General features: G+C 59.3%; 22 protein-coding genes. 6 read left to right on the plus strand and 16 right to left on the minus strand.

Translation table 11 applies throughout. The features are described 5' to 3' along the window. Positions 1 to 3 precede the first annotated feature (3 nt). The 3 genes from AB4N74_RS15630 to AB4N74_RS15640 form a co-directional block, all read right to left on the minus strand. Positions 4 to 825, minus strand: a complete 822-nt coding sequence (locus AB4N74_RS15630; protein ID WP_099756891.1) for a substrate-binding periplasmic protein — start codon at positions 823 to 825, stop codon at positions 4 to 6. 80 nt (positions 826 to 905) lie between these two features. Beyond that, positions 906 to 1,835, minus strand: coding sequence for an electron transfer flavoprotein subunit alpha/FixB family protein (locus AB4N74_RS15635; protein WP_093435361.1), 930 nt, complete (start codon positions 1,833 to 1,835; stop codon positions 906 to 908). Then, complete coding sequence (locus AB4N74_RS15640; protein WP_007908338.1) at positions 1,836 to 2,585, minus strand: electron transfer flavoprotein subunit beta/FixA family protein; 750 nt, start codon at positions 2,583 to 2,585, stop codon at positions 1,836 to 1,838. It abuts the gene before it with no gap. A 548-nt stretch (positions 2,586 to 3,133) separates the two neighbouring features. On the opposite strand from AB4N74_RS15640, the gene AB4N74_RS15645 reads away from it, so the two are divergent. Further along, entirely contained in the window at positions 3,134 to 4,798 is a 1,665-nt protein-coding gene (locus AB4N74_RS15645; protein WP_016985998.1) for an electron transfer flavoprotein-ubiquinone oxidoreductase, read from the plus strand. A gap of 184 nt (positions 4,799 to 4,982) precedes the next feature. Here the strand turns inward: AB4N74_RS15645 and AB4N74_RS15650 are convergent, their stop codons facing one another. Continuing rightward, a complete protein-coding gene (locus AB4N74_RS15650) occupies positions 4,983 to 5,873 on the minus strand; it encodes an AraC family transcriptional regulator (RefSeq protein WP_099756894.1) in 891 nt (296 codons plus the stop codon). 192 nt (positions 5,874 to 6,065) lie between these two features. On the opposite strand from AB4N74_RS15650, the gene AB4N74_RS15655 reads away from it, so the two are divergent. Further along, positions 6,066 to 7,118, plus strand: coding sequence for an NAD(P)-dependent alcohol dehydrogenase (locus tag AB4N74_RS15655; protein ID WP_007908332.1), 1,053 nt, complete (start codon positions 6,066 to 6,068; stop codon positions 7,116 to 7,118). Here the strand turns inward: AB4N74_RS15655 and AB4N74_RS15660 are convergent. From AB4N74_RS15660 to AB4N74_RS15705, 10 genes are all read right to left on the minus strand, one after another. Further along, positions 7,115 to 7,918, minus strand: a complete 804-nt coding sequence (locus AB4N74_RS15660; protein ID WP_093435365.1) for an IclR family transcriptional regulator — start codon at positions 7,916 to 7,918, stop codon at positions 7,115 to 7,117. The two genes, AB4N74_RS15655 and AB4N74_RS15660, sit on opposite strands and share 4 nt — an antisense overlap. Positions 7,919 to 7,979: 61 nt before the next feature. Then, positions 7,980 to 9,290: an MFS transporter gene (locus AB4N74_RS15665; protein WP_460096566.1), complete on the minus strand. Its 1,311-nt coding sequence runs from the start codon at positions 9,288 to 9,290 to the stop codon at positions 7,980 to 7,982. Positions 9,291 to 9,479: 189 nt separating this feature from the next. After that, a complete protein-coding gene (gene dgoD, locus AB4N74_RS15670) occupies positions 9,480 to 10,628 on the minus strand; it encodes a galactonate dehydratase (RefSeq protein WP_460096568.1) in 1,149 nt (382 codons plus the stop codon). Positions 10,629 to 10,674: 46 nt separating this feature from the next. Then, the gene (locus AB4N74_RS15675) at positions 10,675 to 11,295 is read right to left on the minus strand and encodes a 2-dehydro-3-deoxy-6-phosphogalactonate aldolase (protein ID WP_460096570.1); all 621 of its coding nucleotides are present in this window, start codon (positions 11,293 to 11,295) and stop codon (positions 10,675 to 10,677) included. A 19-nt stretch (positions 11,296 to 11,314) separates the two neighbouring features. Then, positions 11,315 to 12,304: a 2-dehydro-3-deoxygalactonokinase gene (locus AB4N74_RS15680; RefSeq protein ID WP_460096572.1), complete on the minus strand. Its 990-nt coding sequence runs from the start codon at positions 12,302 to 12,304 to the stop codon at positions 11,315 to 11,317. Between the two features lie 154 nt (positions 12,305 to 12,458). Further along, on the minus strand, positions 12,459 to 12,980 hold the full coding sequence (locus AB4N74_RS15685; protein WP_093435370.1) for a hypothetical protein: 522 nt from the start codon (positions 12,978 to 12,980) through the stop codon (positions 12,459 to 12,461). 1 nt (position 12,981) lies between these two features. Continuing rightward, a complete protein-coding gene (locus tag AB4N74_RS15690; RefSeq protein WP_186620494.1) occupies positions 12,982 to 13,710 on the minus strand; it encodes an alpha/beta hydrolase family protein in 729 nt (242 codons plus the stop codon). A 5-nt stretch (positions 13,711 to 13,715) separates the two neighbouring features. Continuing rightward, a complete protein-coding gene (locus AB4N74_RS15695) occupies positions 13,716 to 14,210 on the minus strand; it encodes a PAAR domain-containing protein (protein ID WP_093435374.1) in 495 nt (164 codons plus the stop codon). Further along, complete coding sequence (locus tag AB4N74_RS15700) at positions 14,207 to 14,869, minus strand: hypothetical protein (RefSeq protein ID WP_460096575.1); 663 nt, start codon at positions 14,867 to 14,869, stop codon at positions 14,207 to 14,209. Before AB4N74_RS15700 ends, AB4N74_RS15695 begins: the two co-directional genes overlap by 4 nt. A gap of 159 nt (positions 14,870 to 15,028) precedes the next feature. Further along, a complete protein-coding gene (locus AB4N74_RS15705) occupies positions 15,029 to 15,508 on the minus strand; it encodes a GNAT family N-acetyltransferase (protein ID WP_007908312.1) in 480 nt (159 codons plus the stop codon). A gap of 228 nt (positions 15,509 to 15,736) precedes the next feature. On the opposite strand from AB4N74_RS15705, the gene AB4N74_RS15710 reads away from it, so the two are divergent. The 4 genes from AB4N74_RS15710 to AB4N74_RS15725 all read left to right on the plus strand — a co-directional run bounded on the left by AB4N74_RS15710 (position 15,737) and on the right by AB4N74_RS15725 (position 18,419). Next, complete coding sequence (locus tag AB4N74_RS15710; protein WP_460096577.1) at positions 15,737 to 16,390, plus strand: HD domain-containing protein; 654 nt, start codon at positions 15,737 to 15,739, stop codon at positions 16,388 to 16,390. Positions 16,391 to 16,499: 109 nt separating this feature from the next. Next, positions 16,500 to 17,696 (plus strand): MFS transporter, encoded by a 1,197-nt coding sequence (locus tag AB4N74_RS15715; RefSeq protein ID WP_093435384.1) that lies wholly within the window; start codon positions 16,500 to 16,502, stop codon positions 17,694 to 17,696. An 82-nt stretch (positions 17,697 to 17,778) separates the two neighbouring features. After that, the gene (locus AB4N74_RS15720) at positions 17,779 to 18,120 is read left to right on the plus strand and encodes a hypothetical protein (RefSeq protein ID WP_460096581.1); all 342 of its coding nucleotides are present in this window, start codon (positions 17,779 to 17,781) and stop codon (positions 18,118 to 18,120) included. Between the two features lie 44 nt (positions 18,121 to 18,164). Then, complete coding sequence (locus AB4N74_RS15725) at positions 18,165 to 18,419, plus strand: hypothetical protein (RefSeq protein ID WP_093435386.1); 255 nt, start codon at positions 18,165 to 18,167, stop codon at positions 18,417 to 18,419. A gap of 160 nt (positions 18,420 to 18,579) precedes the next feature. Here AB4N74_RS15725 and AB4N74_RS15730 read toward each other — a convergent pair whose 3' ends face one another. Continuing rightward, positions 18,580 to 19,509, minus strand: a complete 930-nt coding sequence (locus AB4N74_RS15730) for a PfkB family carbohydrate kinase (protein WP_460096582.1) — start codon at positions 19,507 to 19,509, stop codon at positions 18,580 to 18,582. After that, on the minus strand, positions 19,502 to 20,968 hold the full coding sequence (locus AB4N74_RS15735) for a purine-cytosine permease family protein (RefSeq protein ID WP_093435390.1): 1,467 nt from the start codon (positions 20,966 to 20,968) through the stop codon (positions 19,502 to 19,504). Before AB4N74_RS15735 ends, AB4N74_RS15730 begins: the two co-directional genes overlap by 8 nt. Positions 20,969 to 21,122: the final 154 nt, after the last annotated feature.

Consider the following 21,122-nt stretch of genomic DNA (forward strand, 5'->3'; position numbering starts at 1 on the left):
TCCCTACTGTTTTGGGGCACTGACGGGTTGTGGCGGCTGTTGCTGCTGCGCCTTCCAGCGCTCGATGTTGCGTTGCAGCGCGGCTTCCGTCAGTCCGGACGCGGGCAATTCTGTCATCTTTTTGGCCAACTGTCCGCGCAACCACGGATCGTTGCATGCCGAGTTATGCGAAACCGCGAGGAACAGCCCCGGCCGGTCGACCGGTTGCTCGAACACCAACAGGTCATTGGCCATACCCAATGCCTGCGCGGCGGCCATGCCCGAGTAGCGGCCGGCGAGTACATATTCCACTTCGCCCAAGAGCAATTTCTGTAGCGCCTGAGTGAGGTTGGCTGTCCGGGTCAGGGTCAGATTCTGCTCGGCGAAAGTGCCAAATGCCTGGGTCATACGAGACTTTTCCGACAACGCACCGACGTGACCGTGCAGGTCTTTGGCCTCGCTGTAGACCAGCGTCGAGCCTTTGCGGGTCCACACCAGATAGTCGTTTTCCAGCAACGGCGGATGGATGTAGTCGAGGTTTTCCAGCTCATTGAGGGTCAGCGGCGCGTCGGCGAGCATGTCCATGCGCCCGCTGCGCACTTCATCGAGGGCTTGCGAACGTTTGCCGGCGTAGAGCAATTCGACTTTGATGCCGAGGTCTTTGGCGACTTGTTGCAGCAGATCAGCGCTGGCACCGATCAACTGCTTGGGATTCTGCGGGTCCTGCCACAGGTACGGCGGCGCATCCGGGCTACCGGTGACGACGAGGCGCTCGCATTTGCCAGCGGCCATCGCCAACCCCGGCAACAGGGCCAACCCCCACAACCATCCGCAACGCAGATCCATGGCAAAACGCTCCCACTCAAATCCGAGACAAAAAAAAGCCCGACCAACAGGCCGGGCTCTTTATAAGTGAAGCCGCTGGATTAGACCAGCTTCTCCAGCTCAGGGACGGCTTCGAACAGATCCGCCACGAGACCGTAATCGGCCACCTGGAAGATCGGCGCTTCTTCGTCCTTGTTGATCGCAACGATCACTTTGGAGTCTTTCATACCGGCCAAGTGCTGGATCGCGCCGGAGATACCGACGGCAATGTACAGCTGTGGCGCAACGATCTTGCCGGTCTGACCGACCTGCATGTCGTTCGGTACGAAACCTGCGTCGACGGCGGCGCGCGAAGCCCCCACCGCAGCGCCCAGCTTGTCGGCCAGAGCGTACAGATGCTTGAAGTTGTCGCCGTTCTGCATGCCGCGGCCGCCGGAAACGACGATCTTGGCAGCGGTCAGCTCAGGACGATCGGACTTGGCCAGTTCTTCGTTGACGAAGCTGGAAGTGCCGGCGTTGTGCGCAGCAGCAACAGCTTCAACGGCAGCCGAACCACCTTCAGCGGCAACCGGGTCGAAACCGGTGGCACGCACGGTGATCACTTTGATCGCAGCGGTCGACTGCACGGTAGCGATAGCGTTACCGGCGTAGATCGGACGTTTGAACGTGTCAGCGCTTTCGACCGAGATGATCTCGGAGATCTGGTCAACGTCCAACTGCGCAGCAACGCGCGGCAGGATGTTTTTGCCGTTGGAGGTGGCGGCAGCCAGGATGTGGCTGTAACCAGCGCCCAGCTCAGCTACCAACGGAGCAACGTTTTCCGGCAGCTGATGCGCGTAAGCCGCGTTGTCAGCATTCAGGACTTTGCTCACGCCAGCGATTTTCGCTGCGGCTTCAGCCACGGCGCCAGCGCCTTGACCTGCAACCAGAACGTGGACGTCGCCGCCGATTTTGACCGCAGCAGCCACGGTGTTCAGTGTGGCCGGGGCCAGCACTTTGTTGTCGTGTTCAGCAATAACCAAGATAGTCATTTAGATTACCTTCGCTTCGTTTTTCAGTTTCTCGACCAATTCAGCTACCGACTTAACCTTGATGCCCGCGCTGCGTGCAGCCGGCGCTTCGACTTTCAGGGTCTTGTTGGTGGAGGCGGTGGAAACGCCCAAAGCGTCCGGAGTCAGCACTTCGAGAGGCTTCTTCTTGGCTTTCATGATGTTTGGCAGGGACGCGTAGCGCGGCTCGTTCAAACGCAGGTCGGTAGTGACGATTGCCGGCAGTTTCAGGGAAACCGTCTGCGCGCCGCCGTCGATTTCACGGGTCACGGCAACGCTGTCGCCGGAGACTTCGACTTTCGAGGCGAACGTGCCCTGACCGTAGCCGCTCAGTGCAGCAAGCATCTGGCCGGTCTGGTTGTTGTCGCTATCGATCGCCTGTTTGCCGAGGATAACCAGTTGCGGCTGTTCCTTGTCGACCACAGCCTTGAGCAGCTTGGCCACGGCGAGCGAGGTCAGATCTTCAGCGGATTCGACGAGGATGGCACGGTCGGCACCCAGAGCCAGTGCGGTACGCAGTTGCTCCTGAGCGGTGGTCGGGCCGATGGAGACGACGACGATTTCAGTCGCAACACCTTTCTCTTTCAGGCGTACGGCTTCTTCCACTGCGATTTCGCAGAACGGGTTCATCGACATCTTGACGTTGGCGAGATCGACGCCGGAATTGTCCGCCTTGACGCGAACCTTGACGTTGTAATCCACAACGCGTTTGACAGCTACAAGAACCTTCATGGATTCCTCGTTACTCTCCGGTGAAAAGAAAGTCGCCTAGGCGAACCTGGCGGTTGATGCTCATCAGGCTAAAGGGCACCTCTAAAAACGCCGACTTGGGTGTCTGGTGGCTGCACAGTGTGAGGACCTGCGACCGTTCGTCAGAGGTGACCGACGAGTCATTGATCTTCACGCTGTGTAAACTGCGCGCCGGACTGCGCTGCGCATCACCTTCTACTGCCTGTGCCCTGTCTTTAGACGTGCTCTTGAAACCGCCAGTCTGCCTACGACGAGCGCAAAACCGCCCGTATCTTGACCGGAACGCCTATTCCGGTCAATACAGCAAAATGACCATTCATAAGCCGCGCTTCTTTGATTTCTCTGGGCTGGAGCCGATTCAAACAAACGTTTGTATTGGACGCTCGGAGTGGTGTAGATATAATGCGCCGCCTAGAGAGAAAGGTCGGTCTCCAATATTCCCCTTGACGTTAACGTAAAGGAATAGCGGATGCGACATCAAACCTCCAAATTAGAAAAAAAACTGTTGAGCCTTGAGTAGGAGATAGCCTGTGGAACGCGAATACATGGAATTCGACGTGGTCATCGTCGGTGCCGGCCCCGCTGGCCTGTCCGCCGCCTGCCGTCTGAAGCAGAAGGCCGCCGAAGCCGGTAAGGAAATCAGCGTCTGCGTGGTCGAAAAAGGCTCCGAAGTCGGCGCACACATCCTGTCCGGTGCCGTATTCGAACCACGCGCTCTGAACGAACTGTTCCCGGACTGGAAAGAACTTGGCGCGCCGCTGAACACGCCAGTGACCCGCGACGATATTTTCGTGCTGAAAAACGCCGAAAACGCGCAAAAAATTCCGGACTTCTTTGTGCCCAAGACCATGCACAACGAAGGCAACTACATTATTTCCCTCGGCAACCTGTGCCGCTGGCTCGCCCAGCAGGCCGAGAACCTTGGCGTCGAAATCTACCCGGGTTTCGCCGCTCAGGAAGCGCTGATCGACGAACAAGGCGTGGTGCGCGGGATCATCACTGGTGATCTGGGCGTCGACCGTGAAGGCAACCCGAAAGAAGGCCTGTACACCCCCGGCATGGAACTGCGTGGCAAGTACACGCTGTTCGCCGAAGGCTGCCGTGGCCACATCGGCAAGCAACTGATCAAGCGCTACAACCTCGACAGCGATGCCGACGCCCAGCACTACGGCATCGGCCTGAAAGAAATCTGGGAAATCGACCCGGCCAAACATCAGCCAGGCCTGGTGGTGCATACCGCCGGTTGGCCGCTGGACATCATGGGCACCGAAAACACCGGTGGCTCGTTCCTCTATCACCTGGAAAACAACCAGGTGGTGGTTGGTCTGATCGTTGACCTGTCCTACAGCAACACTTACCTGTCGCCGTTCGACGAGTTCCAGCGCCTCAAGCATCACCCGGTGCTGGCGCAGTACCTGGAAGGCGGCAAGCGCATCAGCTACGGCGCGCGCGCGATCTGCAAAGGTGGCCTGAACTCGCTGCCGAAAATGGTCTTCAAGGGCGGCGCGTTGATCGGTTGCGACCTCGGCACCCTGAACTTCGCCAAGATCAAGGGCAGCCACACCGCGATGAAGTCCGGCATGCTCGCCGCTGAATCGGTGGCTGACGCGCTGTTCGCGGAAAAGGACGGCACTGAAGAGCTGACCACTTACGTCGACGCGTTCAAGAAGAGCTGGCTCTACGACGAACTGTTCGCCAGCCGTAACTTCGGCCCGGCGATCCACAAGTTCGGCGCCATCGTTGGCGGCGGTTTCAACTGGCTGGACCAGAACATCTTCGGCGGCAAACTGCCGTTCACCCTGCACGACACCAAGCCGGACTACGCCTGCCTCAAGCTCGCCGCCGACTGCAAGAAGATCGACTATCCAAAGCCGGACGGCAAACTCAGCTTCGACAAACTGAGCTCGGTGTTCATCTCCGGTACCAACCACGAAGAAGAGCAGCCGTGCCACCTGAAGCTGACCGACCCGAGCATCCCGATCAGCAAGAACCTGCCGCTGTACGACGAACCGGCGCAGCGCTACTGCCCGGCCGGTGTGTACGAAGTGATCACCAAGGAAGACGGCGAGAAGCGCTTCCAGATCAACGCGCAGAACTGCGTGCACTGCAAGACCTGTGACATCAAGGACCCTTCGCAGAACATCACCTGGGTCACGCCGGAAGGCGCTGGCGGCCCGACTTACCCAAATATGTAAGTCGAACCGCTGAACATCAAGGCTCCCGAATCGGGGGCCTTTTTGTTGCCCAAAATTCCTCTGACACCACAAAACAACTGTGGGAGCGAGCCTGCTCGCGAAAGCGGTGTGTCATATAAAAATGATGTCGACTGATGCACCGCATTCGCGAGCAGGCTCGCTCCCACAGGGGATTATCGTCTAATCAGGCAGCGCGTTCGTCACCCGGACTACGCTCAAAGTAACGCTTGTACTCGCGGCTGAATTGCGAAGTACTCTGATACCCCACCCGATGCGCCACCTGCGCCACACCCAGGCCTTCGGCGACCAACAACGTCTGCGCCTTCAATAACCTCAGACGCTTCAGATACTGCACCGGCGACAACAACGTGCTGCGTTTGAAATGCTCATGAAAGGTCGACACGCTCATGTTCGCGCAACCGGCCAGCGTTTCAACGTTCAACGGCTCGGTGTAATGCGCATGCAGATGACTGATCGACGCCGCCACCCGCGCGAACTGCCCCTGCTGCTCGACCAACGCGCGCAATACATCAGCCTGCGGCCCACGCAACGCGACAAACAACAACTCCCTTACCCGCGCCGGCCCGAGAATCTGACATTCCAGCGGATCGTGCAGGCAACTGAGCAAGCGCTCGACGCAACCGCGCATGGCATCGTCGAGCACCACCGAGGTCATCGACTCCGGCGTCTGCGCCGGGATATGCCGGCCCGGCGCCAGCCCCATGGCCAGCACCAGCTCACCGAGCAAGACCCGGTCGATCGCCACCGAAACACCGAGCAACGGCGCATCCGGCAAGGCAAACGTCTCGCATTCGAACGGCACCGGCAGCGCCTGAATCAGATAATGCCCGGCGCCGTACTCCATGGTGCGCGGCCCGAGAAACGCCAGTTTGCTGCCCTGGGCGATGATCATCAGGCTCGGTTCGTAAATGTGCGGGCCACGGGCAACGTCGCAACTGGCACGCAACACCTGCACACCCGGCAGCCCGGTCTGGCTGTAACCATCGCGCAGCGCCAGCGGTTCAATCAGCGAAACCAGCCGCGCATTGGCATCAAGATGACGGGTCAACTGCATCGAATTGTTCTTCACAAAAAATCACGAAAATAAGGGATGAAAGCATCATCGCAGATCCTTTTGCCAATGCGACCGATCAAACCCGCATGCCGGAGGATTAGGCATGAGACCCGGAGGAATCGTCATGGCCGGACCGACAGTCGGCGCCCAGAATGCGCCGCCTCACTTGTTCCTGCTTTTGCGAGGTTTCACATGTATACCGCCATCGGTTATGCCGCCCAATCGGCCACCACCCCCCTCGCCCCGATGAAATTCGAACGCCGCAGCCCTCGTGCCGACGACGTAGCGATCGAGATCCTCTATTGCGGCGTCTGCCACTCCGACATCCACCAGGCGCGCAACGAATGGGGTATCGCCGTTTACCCGTTGATGCCCGGCCACGAGATCGTCGGAAAAGTCACCGCGATCGGTGCGAATGTCACCCAACATAAAGTAGGCGATCTGGTCGGCGTCGGCTGCATGGTCGACTCGTGCCGCACCTGTGAAGCCTGCCAGTCGAACCTTGAGCAATATTGCCTCGAAGGTCCGACGATGACCTATGCCACCCCGGACCGGGTCGACGGCAGCAACACCATGGGCGGTTATTCGGACAGCATCGTCGTCAGCGAACACTTCGTCGTACGCATTCCGGAAAAACTGGCGTTAGCCAGCGCCGCGCCAATCCTCTGCGCCGGTATAACCACCTACTCGCCGCTCAAGCACTACGGCGTCAAGGCCGGCGACAAGGTCGGGATTCTCGGCATGGGCGGTCTGGGCCACATGGGCATCAAGTTCGCAAAGGCCATGGGCGCCGAAGTCACGCTGTTCACACGCTCGGCGAGCAAGGCTGAAGAAGGTCGTCGTCAGGGCGCCGATCACGTGATCGTTTCCACCGACGCCGAGCAAATGAAAGCCGCTGCCGGTTACTTCGACTTCCTGCTCGACACCATTCCGGTGCAGCACGACCTCAACCCGTACCTCGACACCCTGCGCTTCGACGGTGTGCACATTCTGGTCGGCCTGATCGAACCGATTGATCCACCGGTACACGCAGGCAAACTGGTGATGAGCCGTCGCGTGCTGGCCGGCTCGTTGATCGGTGGCGTCGCCGAAACCCAGGAAGTCCTGGATTTCTGCGCCGAGCACAACATCACCTGCGACATCGAAATGCTCGACATCCGCCAGATCAACGAGGCTTACGCCCGGATGATTGCCGGTGACGTGAAGTACCGCTTCGTGATCGACATGGCGACGCTCAAAGTTTAAATCTTTAGACCGAGTTCCGCCGAGAGCCGGGCTGTGACCCCTTTGATCAGGGGAATCAGCTCGGCCATTTTTTCCAGCGGCATGTACGGCACGGTGCTGGCGATACTGATCGCCGCCACGATGCCCTTGCTCGCATCCCGAATCGGCGCCGCCACGCAGCGGATCGACGGTTCGTTGTCCTCCAGATCGAAGGCGTAGCCCCCGGCGACGTACTCGGTCATACGCTGCTCAAGCTGCTCCCACGACTGCTGAGGATGCTGCGGCCAGAACTGACTCTTCCCACCTGCCGGCAGACTGATGTCGTACAGACGTTGCCAATCTTTCGGTGAGTCATCGAGCATCAACGCCTTGCCGATACCGGTGCGCGCCAGCGGCATGCGATGGCCGACCCGCGAGCGCATTTCCGGGCCGTTGCGCCCCGGATTTTTCAGCAGATACAACACTTCATCGCCTTCGCGAATGCCCAAGTGCACGGTGTCACCAGTCAGCGCCGACAACTCGTCCAGATACGGCCCGGCCAGGGTCACCAGCGGCAACTCTTCACGCGCCTGGAAACCCAGTTCGATCAGCTTCGGTCCGAGCAGGTAACCGATTTGCGGCACCACGCGCAGATAGCGCTCATCCACCAGGCAACTGGCCAGACGATGGGTGGTGCTGCGCGTGGTGCCGATCAGCCGGGCGATCTCCTTGAGATCGCGAGCGCCACTGGCGACCGCTTGCACCACACCCAAGCCACGCAACAGCGTCTGGGTGCCGGTGGGCGCGGCGTCCTTGGTTTTTTCCGGGGCGTCTTCCTGCATATCCAGCCTTTTACCGTTGAGCGAGGGAACGGGCGGCATTATGGTCGCCCGACGCAGACCACTACAACTCGATACGCTCGACCTTGCCGACCAGCAGCACATAGGACAACGCACCGACCAAGGCGAGCACCGCGATGTAGGTGATCGCCGGCGCGAACGAATCGCCGCTGGCAAGGAAGCCAATCACGATCGGCGTGGCGATCGCCGACAGGTTGCCGATGAAGTTGAACACCCCGCCGGTCAGCCCGAGCAACCGTGCCGGCGCCAGCGTCGACACCAGCGACCAGGTGATCGAGGCCAGGCCGTTGCCGAAAAATGCCAACGCCAGAAAGGCAATCACCAGCGGCGTCGATTCAACAAAATTGGCACCAATGATCGAAGTGGAAATCAGCAGCCCGCCAATGATCGGCAGCTTGCGCGCAAAACCAACCGTGCAGCCGCGACGAATCAAGAAGTCGGAAAAGAACCCCGAACACAGCACACCGATGAACGCGGCGAGAAACGGCAGCGATGCCAACAGGCCGGACTTGATGAAGTCCATGCCGCGATACTTCACCAGATAGGTCGGAAACCAGGTGAGGAAAAACCACAGCGTCGAGTTCAGGCAGAACTGGCCGAGGTAGATGCCCCACAATTTGCGCTTGGTCAGGACGATGCCCAAATCGGTCCAGCTGAATTTGGCTTTGACCTTGGCGGACTCTTGCTGAATATCGACCAGACCACCGCCCTCGCGGATCAGGTCGATTTCCGCTTCGTTGGCACCTTTGAAATCCCGTGGCTCGCGATACACCGCGTACCAGATCGCCGCCCAGATAATGCCGACAGCGCCGGTGGCGACGAACACCATGTGCCAGCCGAACTCATGTTGCAGCCAAGCGAGTACCGGAGTGAGAAATGCCAGGCCGACAAATTGTCCGGAGGTGTAGAAGCCGATGGCCGTGGCGCGCTCACGCTCGGGGAACCAGGTGGTTACCACACGGCTGTTGATCGGATAAGCCGGCGCTTCCAGCGCACCGACCGCCATGCGCAGCACGAACAGCGCAATGAAACTGGCGGCAAAACCGAGCATCACCGTGGCCAGCGACCACAGCAGCAACGCGACGCTGTAAAGAATGCGCGGCGGCACGCGATCGACCAGCCAGCCGCCGGGGATCTGCATGGCAGCGTAGGTCCAGCCGAATGCGGAAAAGATCAGACCGACGTGAATCGGATCGATGCCCAGCTCACTGGTCAGCGCCGGCGCGGCAATCGACAGGTTGCTGCGGTCGAGGTAGTTGATGACCACGGTGATAAACAGCAACACCATGATGAAAAACCGCTTGCGGCTAGGCGTGACTAAAGACGCCTGCCCGGTGAGGGTTTGCGGTTGCATGGGGAGAGCCTCTTTTTATGTTTATTGAGGTCGGCCTGAGGCCTTGCATCTGATCGTTCCCACGCTCCGCGTGGGAATGCAGCCCGGGACGCTCCGCGTCCCAAAAGCGGACGCAGAGCGTCCATTGAGGCATTCCCACGCAGAGCGTGGGAACGATCTCACAGAGGGTTGTGGTGTGTCAGAGACAAATCACCACTCGGCAAAACTGCCATCGGCATGGCGCCAGATCGGGTTGCGCCAGCGGTGGCCAACGGCCGCACGCACGATCACGTATTCCTCGTTGATCTCGATACCCAAACCCGGGCCGTTGGGGATCTTCACGAAACCTTTGTCGTAATCGAACACCCGTGGATCCTTCACGTAGTCGAGCAAATCGTTGCTCTCGTTGTAATGGATGCCCAGGCTTTGCTCCTGGATAAACGCGTTGTAACAAGCCGCGTCCAATTGCAAACACGCCGCCAGCGCAATCGGCCCCAGCGGGCAGTGCAGCGCCAGTGCCACGTCGTAGGCCTCGGCCATGTTGGCGATCTTGCGAGTTTCGGTGATGCCGCCCGCGTGGGAGGCATCCGGCTGGATGATGTCGACGTAGCCTTCGCTCAACACACGTTTAAAGTCCCAACGCGAAAACAGCCGTTCACCCAGAGCAATCGGCGTGCTGGTCAACGGTGCGAGCTCTTTCAGCGCTTCGTAGTTTTCGCTGAGTACCGGTTCTTCGATAAACATCAGTTTGTACGGGTCGAGTTCCTTCATCAGCACCTTGGCCATCGGCTTGTGCACGCGGCCATGGAAGTCGACACCGATGCCGACGTTCGGCCCGACCGCGTCACGTACGGCGGCGACGTTGGCCAGCGCCAGATCGACTTTCTCGAAGGTATCGAGGAACTGCAGTTCTTCGGTGCCGTTCATTTTCACCGCCGTGAAACCACGGCTCACCGCCTCTTTCGCCGCACGCGCGGTGTCCGCTGGACGGTCGCCGCCAATCCACGAATACACGCGAATCTTGTCACGCACCTGACCACCGAGCAGATCACTCACCGACACGCCAAGGGCCTTGCCCTTGATGTCCCACAACGCCTGATCGATACCCGCCAGCGCGCTCATGTGGATCGCACCGCCACGGTAGAAACCGCCGCGATACAGCACGGTCCAGATGTCTTCGATATTGCGTGGGTCTTTGCCAATCAGGTAGTCGGACAATTCTTCAACGGCAGCCGCGACGGTATGCGCGCGCCCTTCAACAACGGGTTCGCCCCAACCGGTCACGCCTTCGTCGGTTTCGACCTTGAGAAAGCACCAGCGCGGCGGGACGATAAAGGTGGTGAGTTTGGTGATTTTCATCTTTTTGTCTCTCTTATAGATGTAGCGCACACAGCGCCAAAAAGTCTTAGCGAAGGGCCTTCCAAGCAGCCACGTAGGCCTTGGCGTTCAGCGCCACTTGCTCCGGCGTCATGCCCGGTTTGAACAGTCCGGAACCGAGGCCAAAACCTTTTACACCGGCATCGATAAACGCCTGCATATTGTCCGGTGTAATACCGCCGACCGGCGCCAGTACCGTTCCCGTCGGCAACACTGCGAGCCAGGCTTTGACGACTGCCGGCCCCATCTGCTCGGCCGGGAACAGTTTGAGAATATCCGCGCCCTCCGCCAGCGCTGCGAAGGCTTCGGTCGGCGTCGCAACACCCGGCGACAGAAACAGCCCCGCCGCTTTCGCCGCACGCAAGACCTTGGCGTCACTGTGCGGCATGACAATCACTTGGCCGCCGGCTTCTTTCACCAGCTCGACCTGTGCCGGGGTTAACACCGTGCCGGCACCGATCAGGCAATCGGCGGGCAAGGTCGTACGCAAAATGCGGATACTTTCGTACGGCGACGGGGAATTGAGCGGTACTTCGATGACGCGAAATCCGGCCGCATACAGGACTTCTCCGACAGCGGCGGCTTCCTGCGGATGCAGTCCCCGCAGGATCGCGATCAGACCGTTTTGCGCCAATGCTTGCTTGAGCATGTCAGGCCTCCAGTCAGGGTTAACGGGATGAGGAATCGATCAGTCCGGCGGCCAGCGCCAGTTGCCACAAGCCACGCTCGGTGGCCTGTTCGGCCAGCTTCACGCTGGCGAAACCACAGGCGTCGAGGGCGCGGCTGTAGCGCGCACAGAGCTGCGCGTTGCCGATGAGGATGATCGAAGGAAGATTCGTGTTGTTGCGACGACGTCGCTGAACCGTGGCGAGCGCCGCCAGCTCATGGCCGATCATCAGGCCGGACAGATAATCGGCCTGCGCGGTCGGGCTGAGTTCGCCGGTCAGGCCTAAGGTACGGGCGCTGAACAACGTCGACAGCACTCCGAGTTCACCGTCCGCCGACTGCGCAATCTGCACACCACGGTCAAACGCCAGAGCATCGAACGTCGCGCCTTGCTTCAGGGTCCGGCCGAGGATGCTGTGTTCACTGAGCACGGCGAACACTTCGCCGGTCATAAACGTGTCGAAGTGAATGATGCAGCCATCGACCACATCCACCCATTTCGAGTGGCTGCCCGGCAGACCGATCAACAGATCAGCGCCTGCCTCAATCGGCAGATTCTGCAGCACGCCAAGCACCTGGGTTTCTTCGCCGCGCATCACATTCGGCAGACGCGAACGTTGGATCACGCCCGGCACGATATGCACCACGGTGCCGCGCAGACTGATCAGTGTTTGTAGGGATTTTCCGAGATTGGCGACGTTCGCCGGCGTCTCGCAGTAGGCCGCTTCACGCCAGCCCTGTGCGCTGCCAACCATGCCGCAGGCAATCACCGGCAGATCCGGCTGCGCATCGAGCCAGTCGCCGCACGCCTCGTCGAACGCCAGTTCAAAACCATCGGCGCATTCGCGACCGTTGATGACTCGCGGAGTCTTCGGCAGTTGCATGATCCCGGACGACAGCGCGCGCTGCTCCAGCACCACGCCGCCCGCCGCGAGTTTGTAAGCACGTAATGAGGTCGTCCCCCAGTCGAGCGCGATCAATTGCGCCAGCATCGCTTCACCTGTTTTGTTTTTGGCAGTGAGTGCGACGGACTATAGACCTCTCAGACGGTAAATCTCAATATGTAATTTTGCATCCCATATTTTGGGATGATTACATCTACCCAACCTCCTCGAACAGATCCGTGATTCACCGTTATCAATATCACTACTGACGCTCTATCGCCTGAACGAAAACACTGGCAGGAATATTCATCGATTTTGAGTAATACGGACCGTAAGCGTAGGCAGCTGTCCTGAACTTACATGCCACGACCTGACGCGCGCTCAATACCATCAACAGTTGTTTTTTATTGAAGTACGTACTCAGCGTTCCACCGTCCGGTGTATGCACCGCAGAGACCTCAGCCGAATACACATATGGCCCCGCAGCAGATTCATTTAATACCGCGACGACCTCCCCTTCGAGATACCGGGTCAGGTCCTGTTTTGTTTCGAAGAAGCCACTCTCATCCAATGAACAGATCAAGGCATTGCCGACCTGATGTTGGCCGGCATTGATCTCGAAGAATCGCAACAGATCAGTCATTGAACTGAAGCGAACATCCAGAAGAGCACTGTCTCCAGGCTTGGTAACAGAAACAAATTCAATTTCGGTCTCTGGTAATGGCACTCTTTTTGCGCACGAAGCACACAAACAAAGAACTAGAACTGCAAGCAACACTCGCATGTCAAGACTCCAGGTATTTGATCATTTTTTCAGCGATGAGATCACATGCGGACTGTTCGCCAAGAATCCTCGCCTTGAACATTACGCCTGCATCTTCGTGGTTGGTGTCTACCGCTTTATTGATATCAGGACCCGAGCTCATAACCCAGCGTTCTCCCATCTCGGCGACATCATCGGACTGATTGGGTTTCGCCGGTGCAGCCAATATATTGATCCAGTACTCTGCACCAGGCTTCGGGGTGGTGGCGTAAATGTCTGAAATCAGCCAGACACCCAGTCCGCCGCCCACAGGATCAAGCGTGACCAAGGACTTCACCGTAAATCCCTGTTCTTTGAGTATGGCTGCCAGATGAGCGCCGTTCCATCCTCCAAGACTGTGACCGACGATACTTATATAAATTGATTTATCACCTTTCAGATAACTCAGCACATACTTTTCTATGTCTTTCTTGCCGCGCACATCCTTATAACTAAGGTACACCGACTTTATTTTTCCAATTTGCGCGTCGCTGAATTTTTTAGGCAATAAAACCTGCGCACTGGTTACGTTACCGTGAGGTGGTTGATCTTGATAATACGGCTCCTTGTCTCCAGCCCCGCCAATGAAAAACACGACGATTTTTTTGATTTTGATTGCCACGGTTTTTACAGTCTGATCGGTTTTGCAAGTCAACTCGTGACTCACCACCTCGTTTTTGCAATCTTTGAGTGCAGGGTTTGCGACTTCCATTTCGATCACTCTACAAACAGTTTGATTGTTTCGGCCAAATGCGAGCTGACCATATGAGTAAAGCCCTGCTCATTGGTGATTCCGTGTTCCATGCTGCCATCGCCCCGTTGAATCACATAGGGATGATCGGGCACCGGCTCGCCAGTTGCTTCATTCACCACTTGCAACCTGTCCGTAAAATGCACCGGCATCGGCAACAGCCCACTAAACGCTGCCCCTCCGCCGCTCTGGCCGATAATCACCGTCCCCGAGCCACCCACCACGACATTGCCGTGGCCTCCGGTGCTGTCGAGCGTTGCGGCATTCAAGCCGTTGATAAAAACGGTGCCGGAAACGGCTCCGGTAATCGGACTGCCACACGCCGATTTATCGGTCATGCGCGCGGCGGCGAGGCCGTCGAAGAAGACGTTCGGCGATCCGGAGGCAATCGGGTTGGTGCCATGCCCTGGCAATGGGCAGGCGGTCGGGTCGGTGACGCGTGCAGCGGGTTTACCACTCAATTCAAAGCTCCTTGCTTCAGGGGTTCCGGGTGCGGCTGATGAATATCGATGTCGGTCGCGGCGAAGCGCCAGCGGTTGTCGACGGGGTCGAACAGGGCGTGGCAATGTTCACGGCTGTCGGGGGGTGTAGCGAATTGCAGATGCTGCCAGGCTTCGTCTACCTGCCATGCCAGTTCGGCCGGCGAGGCGTCGTCGAGTTCGTTGAGCCAGGCGTTGTAGTTGCGCAGGTGATTACGCTCGTAAGTCGATTGCAGCAGTTCAGCCATTTGTGCGCCGAGGTCGAGATGATGCTGGGCCGTCCACTGGCCGATCTCGGAATAGACGTACCAGCCCATCGGCATCAACCCGCCGTCCTTGAGCAGCGAATGCTCCGCAGGAGCGACGAAACCACAACAGATGTGCAGCGTCAGCCAACCCTGATGGGCGTCGATAAACGCCGTTGGATCGAAGGTGCGTAGCGGTATCACGCGGTAATCGGCGAGCCCGGCACTGCGCGTCATCAACTCGGCATCAAGGCGTGACACGAACGCACGAATCGCGCTGCCGCCCGTACGATTTGTCATGCAGAGAATGTCGACCGGTTGCCGCTTGGGGTTGTCGCTCGAGCCTGAGCTTTTCACCAGGCCATACAGACGCATTGTCGCCCGTAGTCCGCTCATCGCTGGTCACTCGTTGACGCAGCGAAGGCTCCACGGGCGTGGAGAAATTGTGCCAGAGGCATTGCAGGTGTCGTCCGTGAGCGCGCAAAAATGGCGCGTAGAATGCCGGACTAGAGCGTTGGCGACAATCGAATTAGCACCACAATGCCATCATTGTGATCAGCCCTCGGCAAACTCACGCAGAACCTGGCCATCCATGCGGTAGCGCACCCACTCTTCCTGGGGTTGTGCGCCGAGGGATTTGTAGAATTCGATGGCCGGCGTGTTCCAGTCGAGCACGCTCCATTCGAAGCGGCCGCAGTCGTTATCGCAGGCGATTTTCGCCAAGTGACGCAACAAGGTTTTGCCAGCACCGCCGCCGCGTTGTTCGGGGGTGATATAGAGGTCTTCGAGGTACAGGCAGTTGCTGCCGAGCCAGGTCGAATAGCTGAAGAAGAACACCGCGAAACCGATTGGCAAACCGTCGCGTAGGCAGATCAGACCGTGGGCGGTGGCGCCTTCGCCGAACAGGCTGCGTTCGATGTCGGCGACGCTGGCGATGACTTCGTGACGGGCCTTTTCGAAATCGGCGAGTTCAGTGATGAAGGCGAGGATTTGCGGGGCATCGCTGGGGGTCGCCGGGCGGATTTCGATCGTCATGGACGGGCCTTGTCGGAAAAAGGAAAACGCCATACTAAGGTGGTGAGCGGCGCTCGTCACATGGCAAAACACACACTACCCTGCGCAATGTTGCAAACACTGCAGTTCCCTGTGGGAGTGAGCCTGCTCGCGAAAGCATTCTGTCATTCAACAATGCAAGTGACTGTAAGGACGCCTTCGCGAGCAAGCTCGCTCCCACAGGGACTTCGACAATCTGAAAGGATGCTCATGAACCCAGCGTTTTTTACCCCCGTAGAGGCACTCGCAGTAGCCCTGTTGCCCCACGCCCTCGAGCCATCAGACGACGGCGCTCACGACCTCGCTCACCTGCAGCGGGTCTGGCATAACGTGCGTACGCTGCAAGCAGAAGAAGGCGGCGATCTTGAGGTGTTGTTGGCCGCCGTGCTCTTGCACGACTGCGTCGCCGTCGAGAAGAACTCGCCACTGCGTTCGCAGGCTTCGCGGCTGGCGGCAGATAAAGCTTCGTCAGTGCTGGCCGATCTGAACTGGTCCGAAGAAAAAATCGCCGCCGTCGCCCACGCCATCGAAGCCCACAGTTTCTCCGCCAACATCACCCCGCTCACCCTCGAAGCGAAAATCGTCCAGGACGCCGATCGGCTCGACTCACTCGGCATGCTCGGCGTCGCCCGCACGTTCTACGTCGCCGGACGCATGGGCTCGGCGCTGTACGACCCGCAGGATCCCGAAGCGAAACAACGCGATTACGATGACACGCGTTTTTGCCTCGATCATTTCCAGACCAAACTGCTGCACCTCGCCGACGGTTTCCAGACCACCGCCGGTCAGCGTCTTGCGCAGGTCCGTCATCTGCGCCTGAAGGGATTTATGGAGCAATTCAAGGAAGAGATCGGCATCGCTTGAACATTACTCCGGCGTGCAGTGATCCTGACTTCGCCAAGCTCAGACCTAAGCCACCTGCCTGACGTGTTAAACAGACGACGCTGAATTTTTCCGCTCAAGGATTCGCGTCATGTCGCAAGTAACACCCAAGGTTTCAGGCAAGTTGTTCGGCCTGTTCTGCCTCGCCAGTTATCTGTTGTCGCTTTCGTACGGCTCGACGTTTTTATTGTCACTGTTGATCAGTTCTCGCGGCGGCAATGAGCACGATGCCGGCAGTGTGATTTCGGCGGCGATGCTCAGTACGTTTGTGGCGGTGCTGGTGTCCGGGCATCTGTCGGACTGGCTCGGGGCGGCGCGCTCGATTGCAGTGTTCGGGTTGTTGCTGGTCGCGGCGAGTCTGGGCTTTGCGATGACGCCGGGGGTCGGCCATCTGCTGCTGTTTTTCGGTTTGCTGCTGGGTTTGGGCTGGGGCGTTTTCTATACCTTGGGGCCGATCATCGTCGCCAGTCTGGTGACTCCGGCGCAGCGGGCGAAATATTTCGCCTTGCTGTCCGGCAGCATGATGACCGGCATTGGCAGCGGCCCGTTGCTCGGGCGTGCGGCGAGTGCGTTGGGCCTGTCGCTGACCTCGGCGTTCTATCTGGCAGCGCTGGCGAGTCTGATCGGTGTGCTGCTGTTCTGGCGGCTCGGGGCTCGATTGAAAAGCACACAAGCCGCTTCAGCGGCGAGAATCACCTGGCAAGCGACCACTCAAGTGCTCGGCTCGCGTGCGCTGTTTCCGATCATCATGGTTGGTCTCGGCGGTTGCGTATTTGGCGGTCTGTCGAGTTTCCAGACCAGTTACGCCGCTGCGCGATCGCTGGATTATTCGCTATTCTTTCTGGGGTTCATGAGTGCGGCAATCAGCAGCCGCATGCTGATCGCCGGCTATGTGGTCAAGCGTGATCCGCTGCGCGCTTCTTGCCTGTTGTCGGGACTGATGCTCGGCTCGATCGTGCTGTTCGCCTTCGGCGTACACAGTGGATTCACCTATTTGCTGGCGGCGTTGATGCTCGGCGTCGGGTATGGGCTGACCTATTCGGTGATCAACGGCCTGGCGGCCAACGAAGCACCGGCCGGTACTACATCGCAGGCCTTGTTGCTGTTCAGTCTTTCGTACTTCATCGGCGTGTTTGGTTTCCCGCTATTGGCCGGCAAAATCATCGTTGAGCACGGCATGAGCACACTGCTTTTGACGGTCTTGATCGTCGCGTTGGCCAACTGGCTGATTACCCTTGGCCGCTTGCTCTGGCGGCGGATCAGTCTGAAAGCCGCGCAGGCAACCTAGACCGTTCGTCGCTGATCAGGCACCAATCCGATCACTGGGCAGACCAACGACAGGTAAGGATTCCAATCACTGGAGAAGCCCTATGATCCCGTCAAGGTTGACCGCTTTTGTATTCAGCGCCCTGCTCTGCCCTGCGGTTTTCGCCGCATCCGCCACCGCTGCGGGCACCGGCCCTACCGACCCGACCCCACCACGCGCCCCCGCCATCAACAGTGCTCCCGGTATGAATACCGATGGCTCGGGCGTGCCCTTGATCAATCAGCCTCCCGCCACCGGCACCGACCCGCGCACTCAGGGCAGCGACCCGGGCCGGCAGGGCGGCATGGATACCCCCGATGCCCCCGCAACGCCAGACAATGCGGGCCCCGGCATCGGCTCGAAAACCACCACCGGTGGCTCCGGTTCCGAAGGCTCCGGTCAGTAGTTCGCCGACGCGAGCGTCCTGTTCAACCCAATGAAGAGGTAACCATGAACGTCGATAAAAACCTGGAAAAAGAAGTCCTCACCCGTCTGTTGCACGCCCATCCGAGTGGTCTGGGAAAAGAGGTGCTGGATAATTACCGGGGCGAGAAGGTAGTGGCCAGCGCCCTCGCCGCTTTGCAGGATCGTGGACTGATTCACCACGGGCATGTGACCTGCAACGAGGCTGGCGAACATTCGTTGAACCTGCCGATCAAGCTCAGTGCGGCTGGCGTTGAGGTAGCGCGCAAGCTGGATAGCTGAGCGATATGATCGTGTGATCGCTAATCATGCAGGAGCTGCAGTTGGCTGCGATCTTTGCTTTTATAAGATCAAAAGATCGCAGCCTTCGGCAGCTCCTACATTGGATCTGAGGCGAACATAAATCCCCTGTGGGAGCGAGCTTGCTCGCGAAAGCTATCTATCAGGCGCCGCCGGACTCGCGGATAAACGCATCCACTTCAGTCGCACCCGGCGAAGTCGCCGGCCCCCACCGCGTCACCGCCAAAGCCGCCGCCGCATTCGCCCGTCGCGCCGCTTCATGCGCTGACAAACCCTGCGCCAACCCGGCGACAAACACCCCGGCATGGGCATCACCGGCGCCATTGCTGTCTACCGCTTTAACCGCAAACCCGGGCACATGCCGACGCTCATCGCGCTGATGAATCCAGCAACCCTGCGGCCCGTCCCGCACCACCATCAGCACCTCTTTGGGCAGGTGTTCAGCGAGTCGATCCAGCGCTGCGCCAATGTCCTCAGCCCCGGTAAAGCGCAGCGCTTCAACACTGTTGCTGGTCCACACATCAATGCGCGGCAGCAGCGCCTGCATCAGCGGCGAGTCCGGCGATTCCACCAACGGGCCCGGATCGAATACCACGTTGATCGACTCCGGTAACGCCAATGTCCAGTCGAGCAACGCCTGCGCTTTGCCTTCGTGCAACAGGCTGTAGCCACTGAGATAAACGTAATCGCCCGCCTCGACCGCAACGCTGTTCAGATCCTCCGCCGTCACCTCACCTTCAGCGCCGATGTAGGAAATGAAACTGCGCTCCGCCGACGCATCGGTCAGCGCCACACACAACCCTGTGTCGCGCTGCGCAGGCTGGCGAATGCCGATGTGAATCCCCTCGGCATTCATCGCCTCACGCGCCAGATCACCGAAACGCCCAGTGCCATGGCGGCCGAGATAAACCACCGGCAGGCGATTGCGCACGGCCGCCGCCATCACATTGAAACCGCCGCCCGCTTCGAAACCCGCCGACTGCGCCAGCACGTCGCCGCCAACCTGCGGCAGCTTATCCACGGCCATGACCAGGTCGATGATGACCTGGCCGGTGTGCAACATCTTAGGCATGAGCATTCTCGGTTTGCGCGGCGCGGCGGTCTTTCGCCCCGCCGAGGACAAAGTAAATGCCACCAGCCACCACGAAGGTCACGATCCAGCCGAGGCCGTTGTGGCCCAGCCACGAGTCGGACAAAAAGCCCTTGAACCAGACGTTCTCGGCGGTAGTGCCAATGGTGGTGAAACTGAAGCCAAGGACGATGGCAATCGCCCACGCGCCAAACGCGCGCCACTCGATACCGCCGTGATACCAGTAGGCACTGCTCGGGCTGACGTCGAGCAGGTCTTTCGGGCTGTAGTAATGACGGTGAATCAGGTCAACGACGAAGATCCCGACCCACGCGGTGATCGGCACCGCCAGCAGGGAAATGAAGGTAATGAACGGGCCGTAGAAGCTGTCGGCGATCAGCATGAAGTAGATTGAGCCGGCGAAGATCGCGACGATATCGACCACCACCGCGTAGACGCGTTTGACCTTCAGGCCGAGGGTCAGCGTGGTCAGACCGGCGGAGTACACCGACAGGTTGTTCGACAGCAACAAGCCACCGAACGCCGTGATCAGGTACGGCACGGCCATCCACGTTGGGAGCATGTCGCGGATTGCAACAATCGGGTCAGTCGCCGAAGCGAGGTCGTTGTTGCCCACCGACAGCAAGCCGCCGAGGGTGATCAGCAGCACCAGCGGAATGCCCGCGCCGAACGCGGCGGACGCGACCAGTCGCACAGCCTTGACGCTGCGATGCTGATAGCGCGACATGTCGGCGCCAGCGTTGGCCCAACCGATGCCGGTGCCGGCGGCCATGGTGCCAATGCCGATGATCATTGCGCTCATCGGCGCTGGCGTAGCGTTGAACACCGCGCTCCAGTCGATGGTCGCGCAGAGGAAACCGCCGACCAGAAGATTCAGCGCGCCGAACACGTAGGTCGCCCACTTCTGGATCACCAGCAAGGTCGCATGGCCGAGGCCGGATACCGACAGAGTCAGCAGCACGAAAATCGCGATAAAGATCAACGTCAGTATCGGCGCACTTTTCGCTTCCACGGGTGAGCCGAACAGGATCGAGCACAGCGACAACAGCACAAATGCAGCGGTGGTGGTGTTGACGGTTTCCCAACCCAGGCGCGACATCAGCGAGACCAGCGTCGGGCCGATATTGCCGCGCACGCCGAAGATCGCCCGCGACAAGGTCAGGCTCGGCGCGCGGCCACGGCGACCGGCAATCGATATGATCCCGACCACCGCGAACGAACCGGCAGCACCGATGATTGCGACGATGATCGCCTGCCAGATCGCCAGCCCGCGAAACGCCACCAACGTGGCGCCCAGCGGCAGACCGAGGATGGAAATGTTGGCGGCGAACCAGACCCAGAACAGTTGCAGCGGGTGGCCGTTGCACTCGGCTTCCGGCACCGGTTCGATGCCGCGGGTTTCCAGTTGCCCGGCGCTTTGCCCGGCGTTTGATGAACTCATGAAGGTGCTCCTGTTTGCCTTTTTTGTGGTTGTGGCAATTGATGCAAAACGACAAGACTTCCCGGCCATCCTCGGCCTGTCTGCGCGATCCATTGCGGGTTAAAAATTCGAAATTCGCGGTGCGGCTTTCGCGAGCAGGCTCGCTCCCACAGGT

This window comes from Pseudomonas sp. H3_C08, assembly GCF_054669455.1.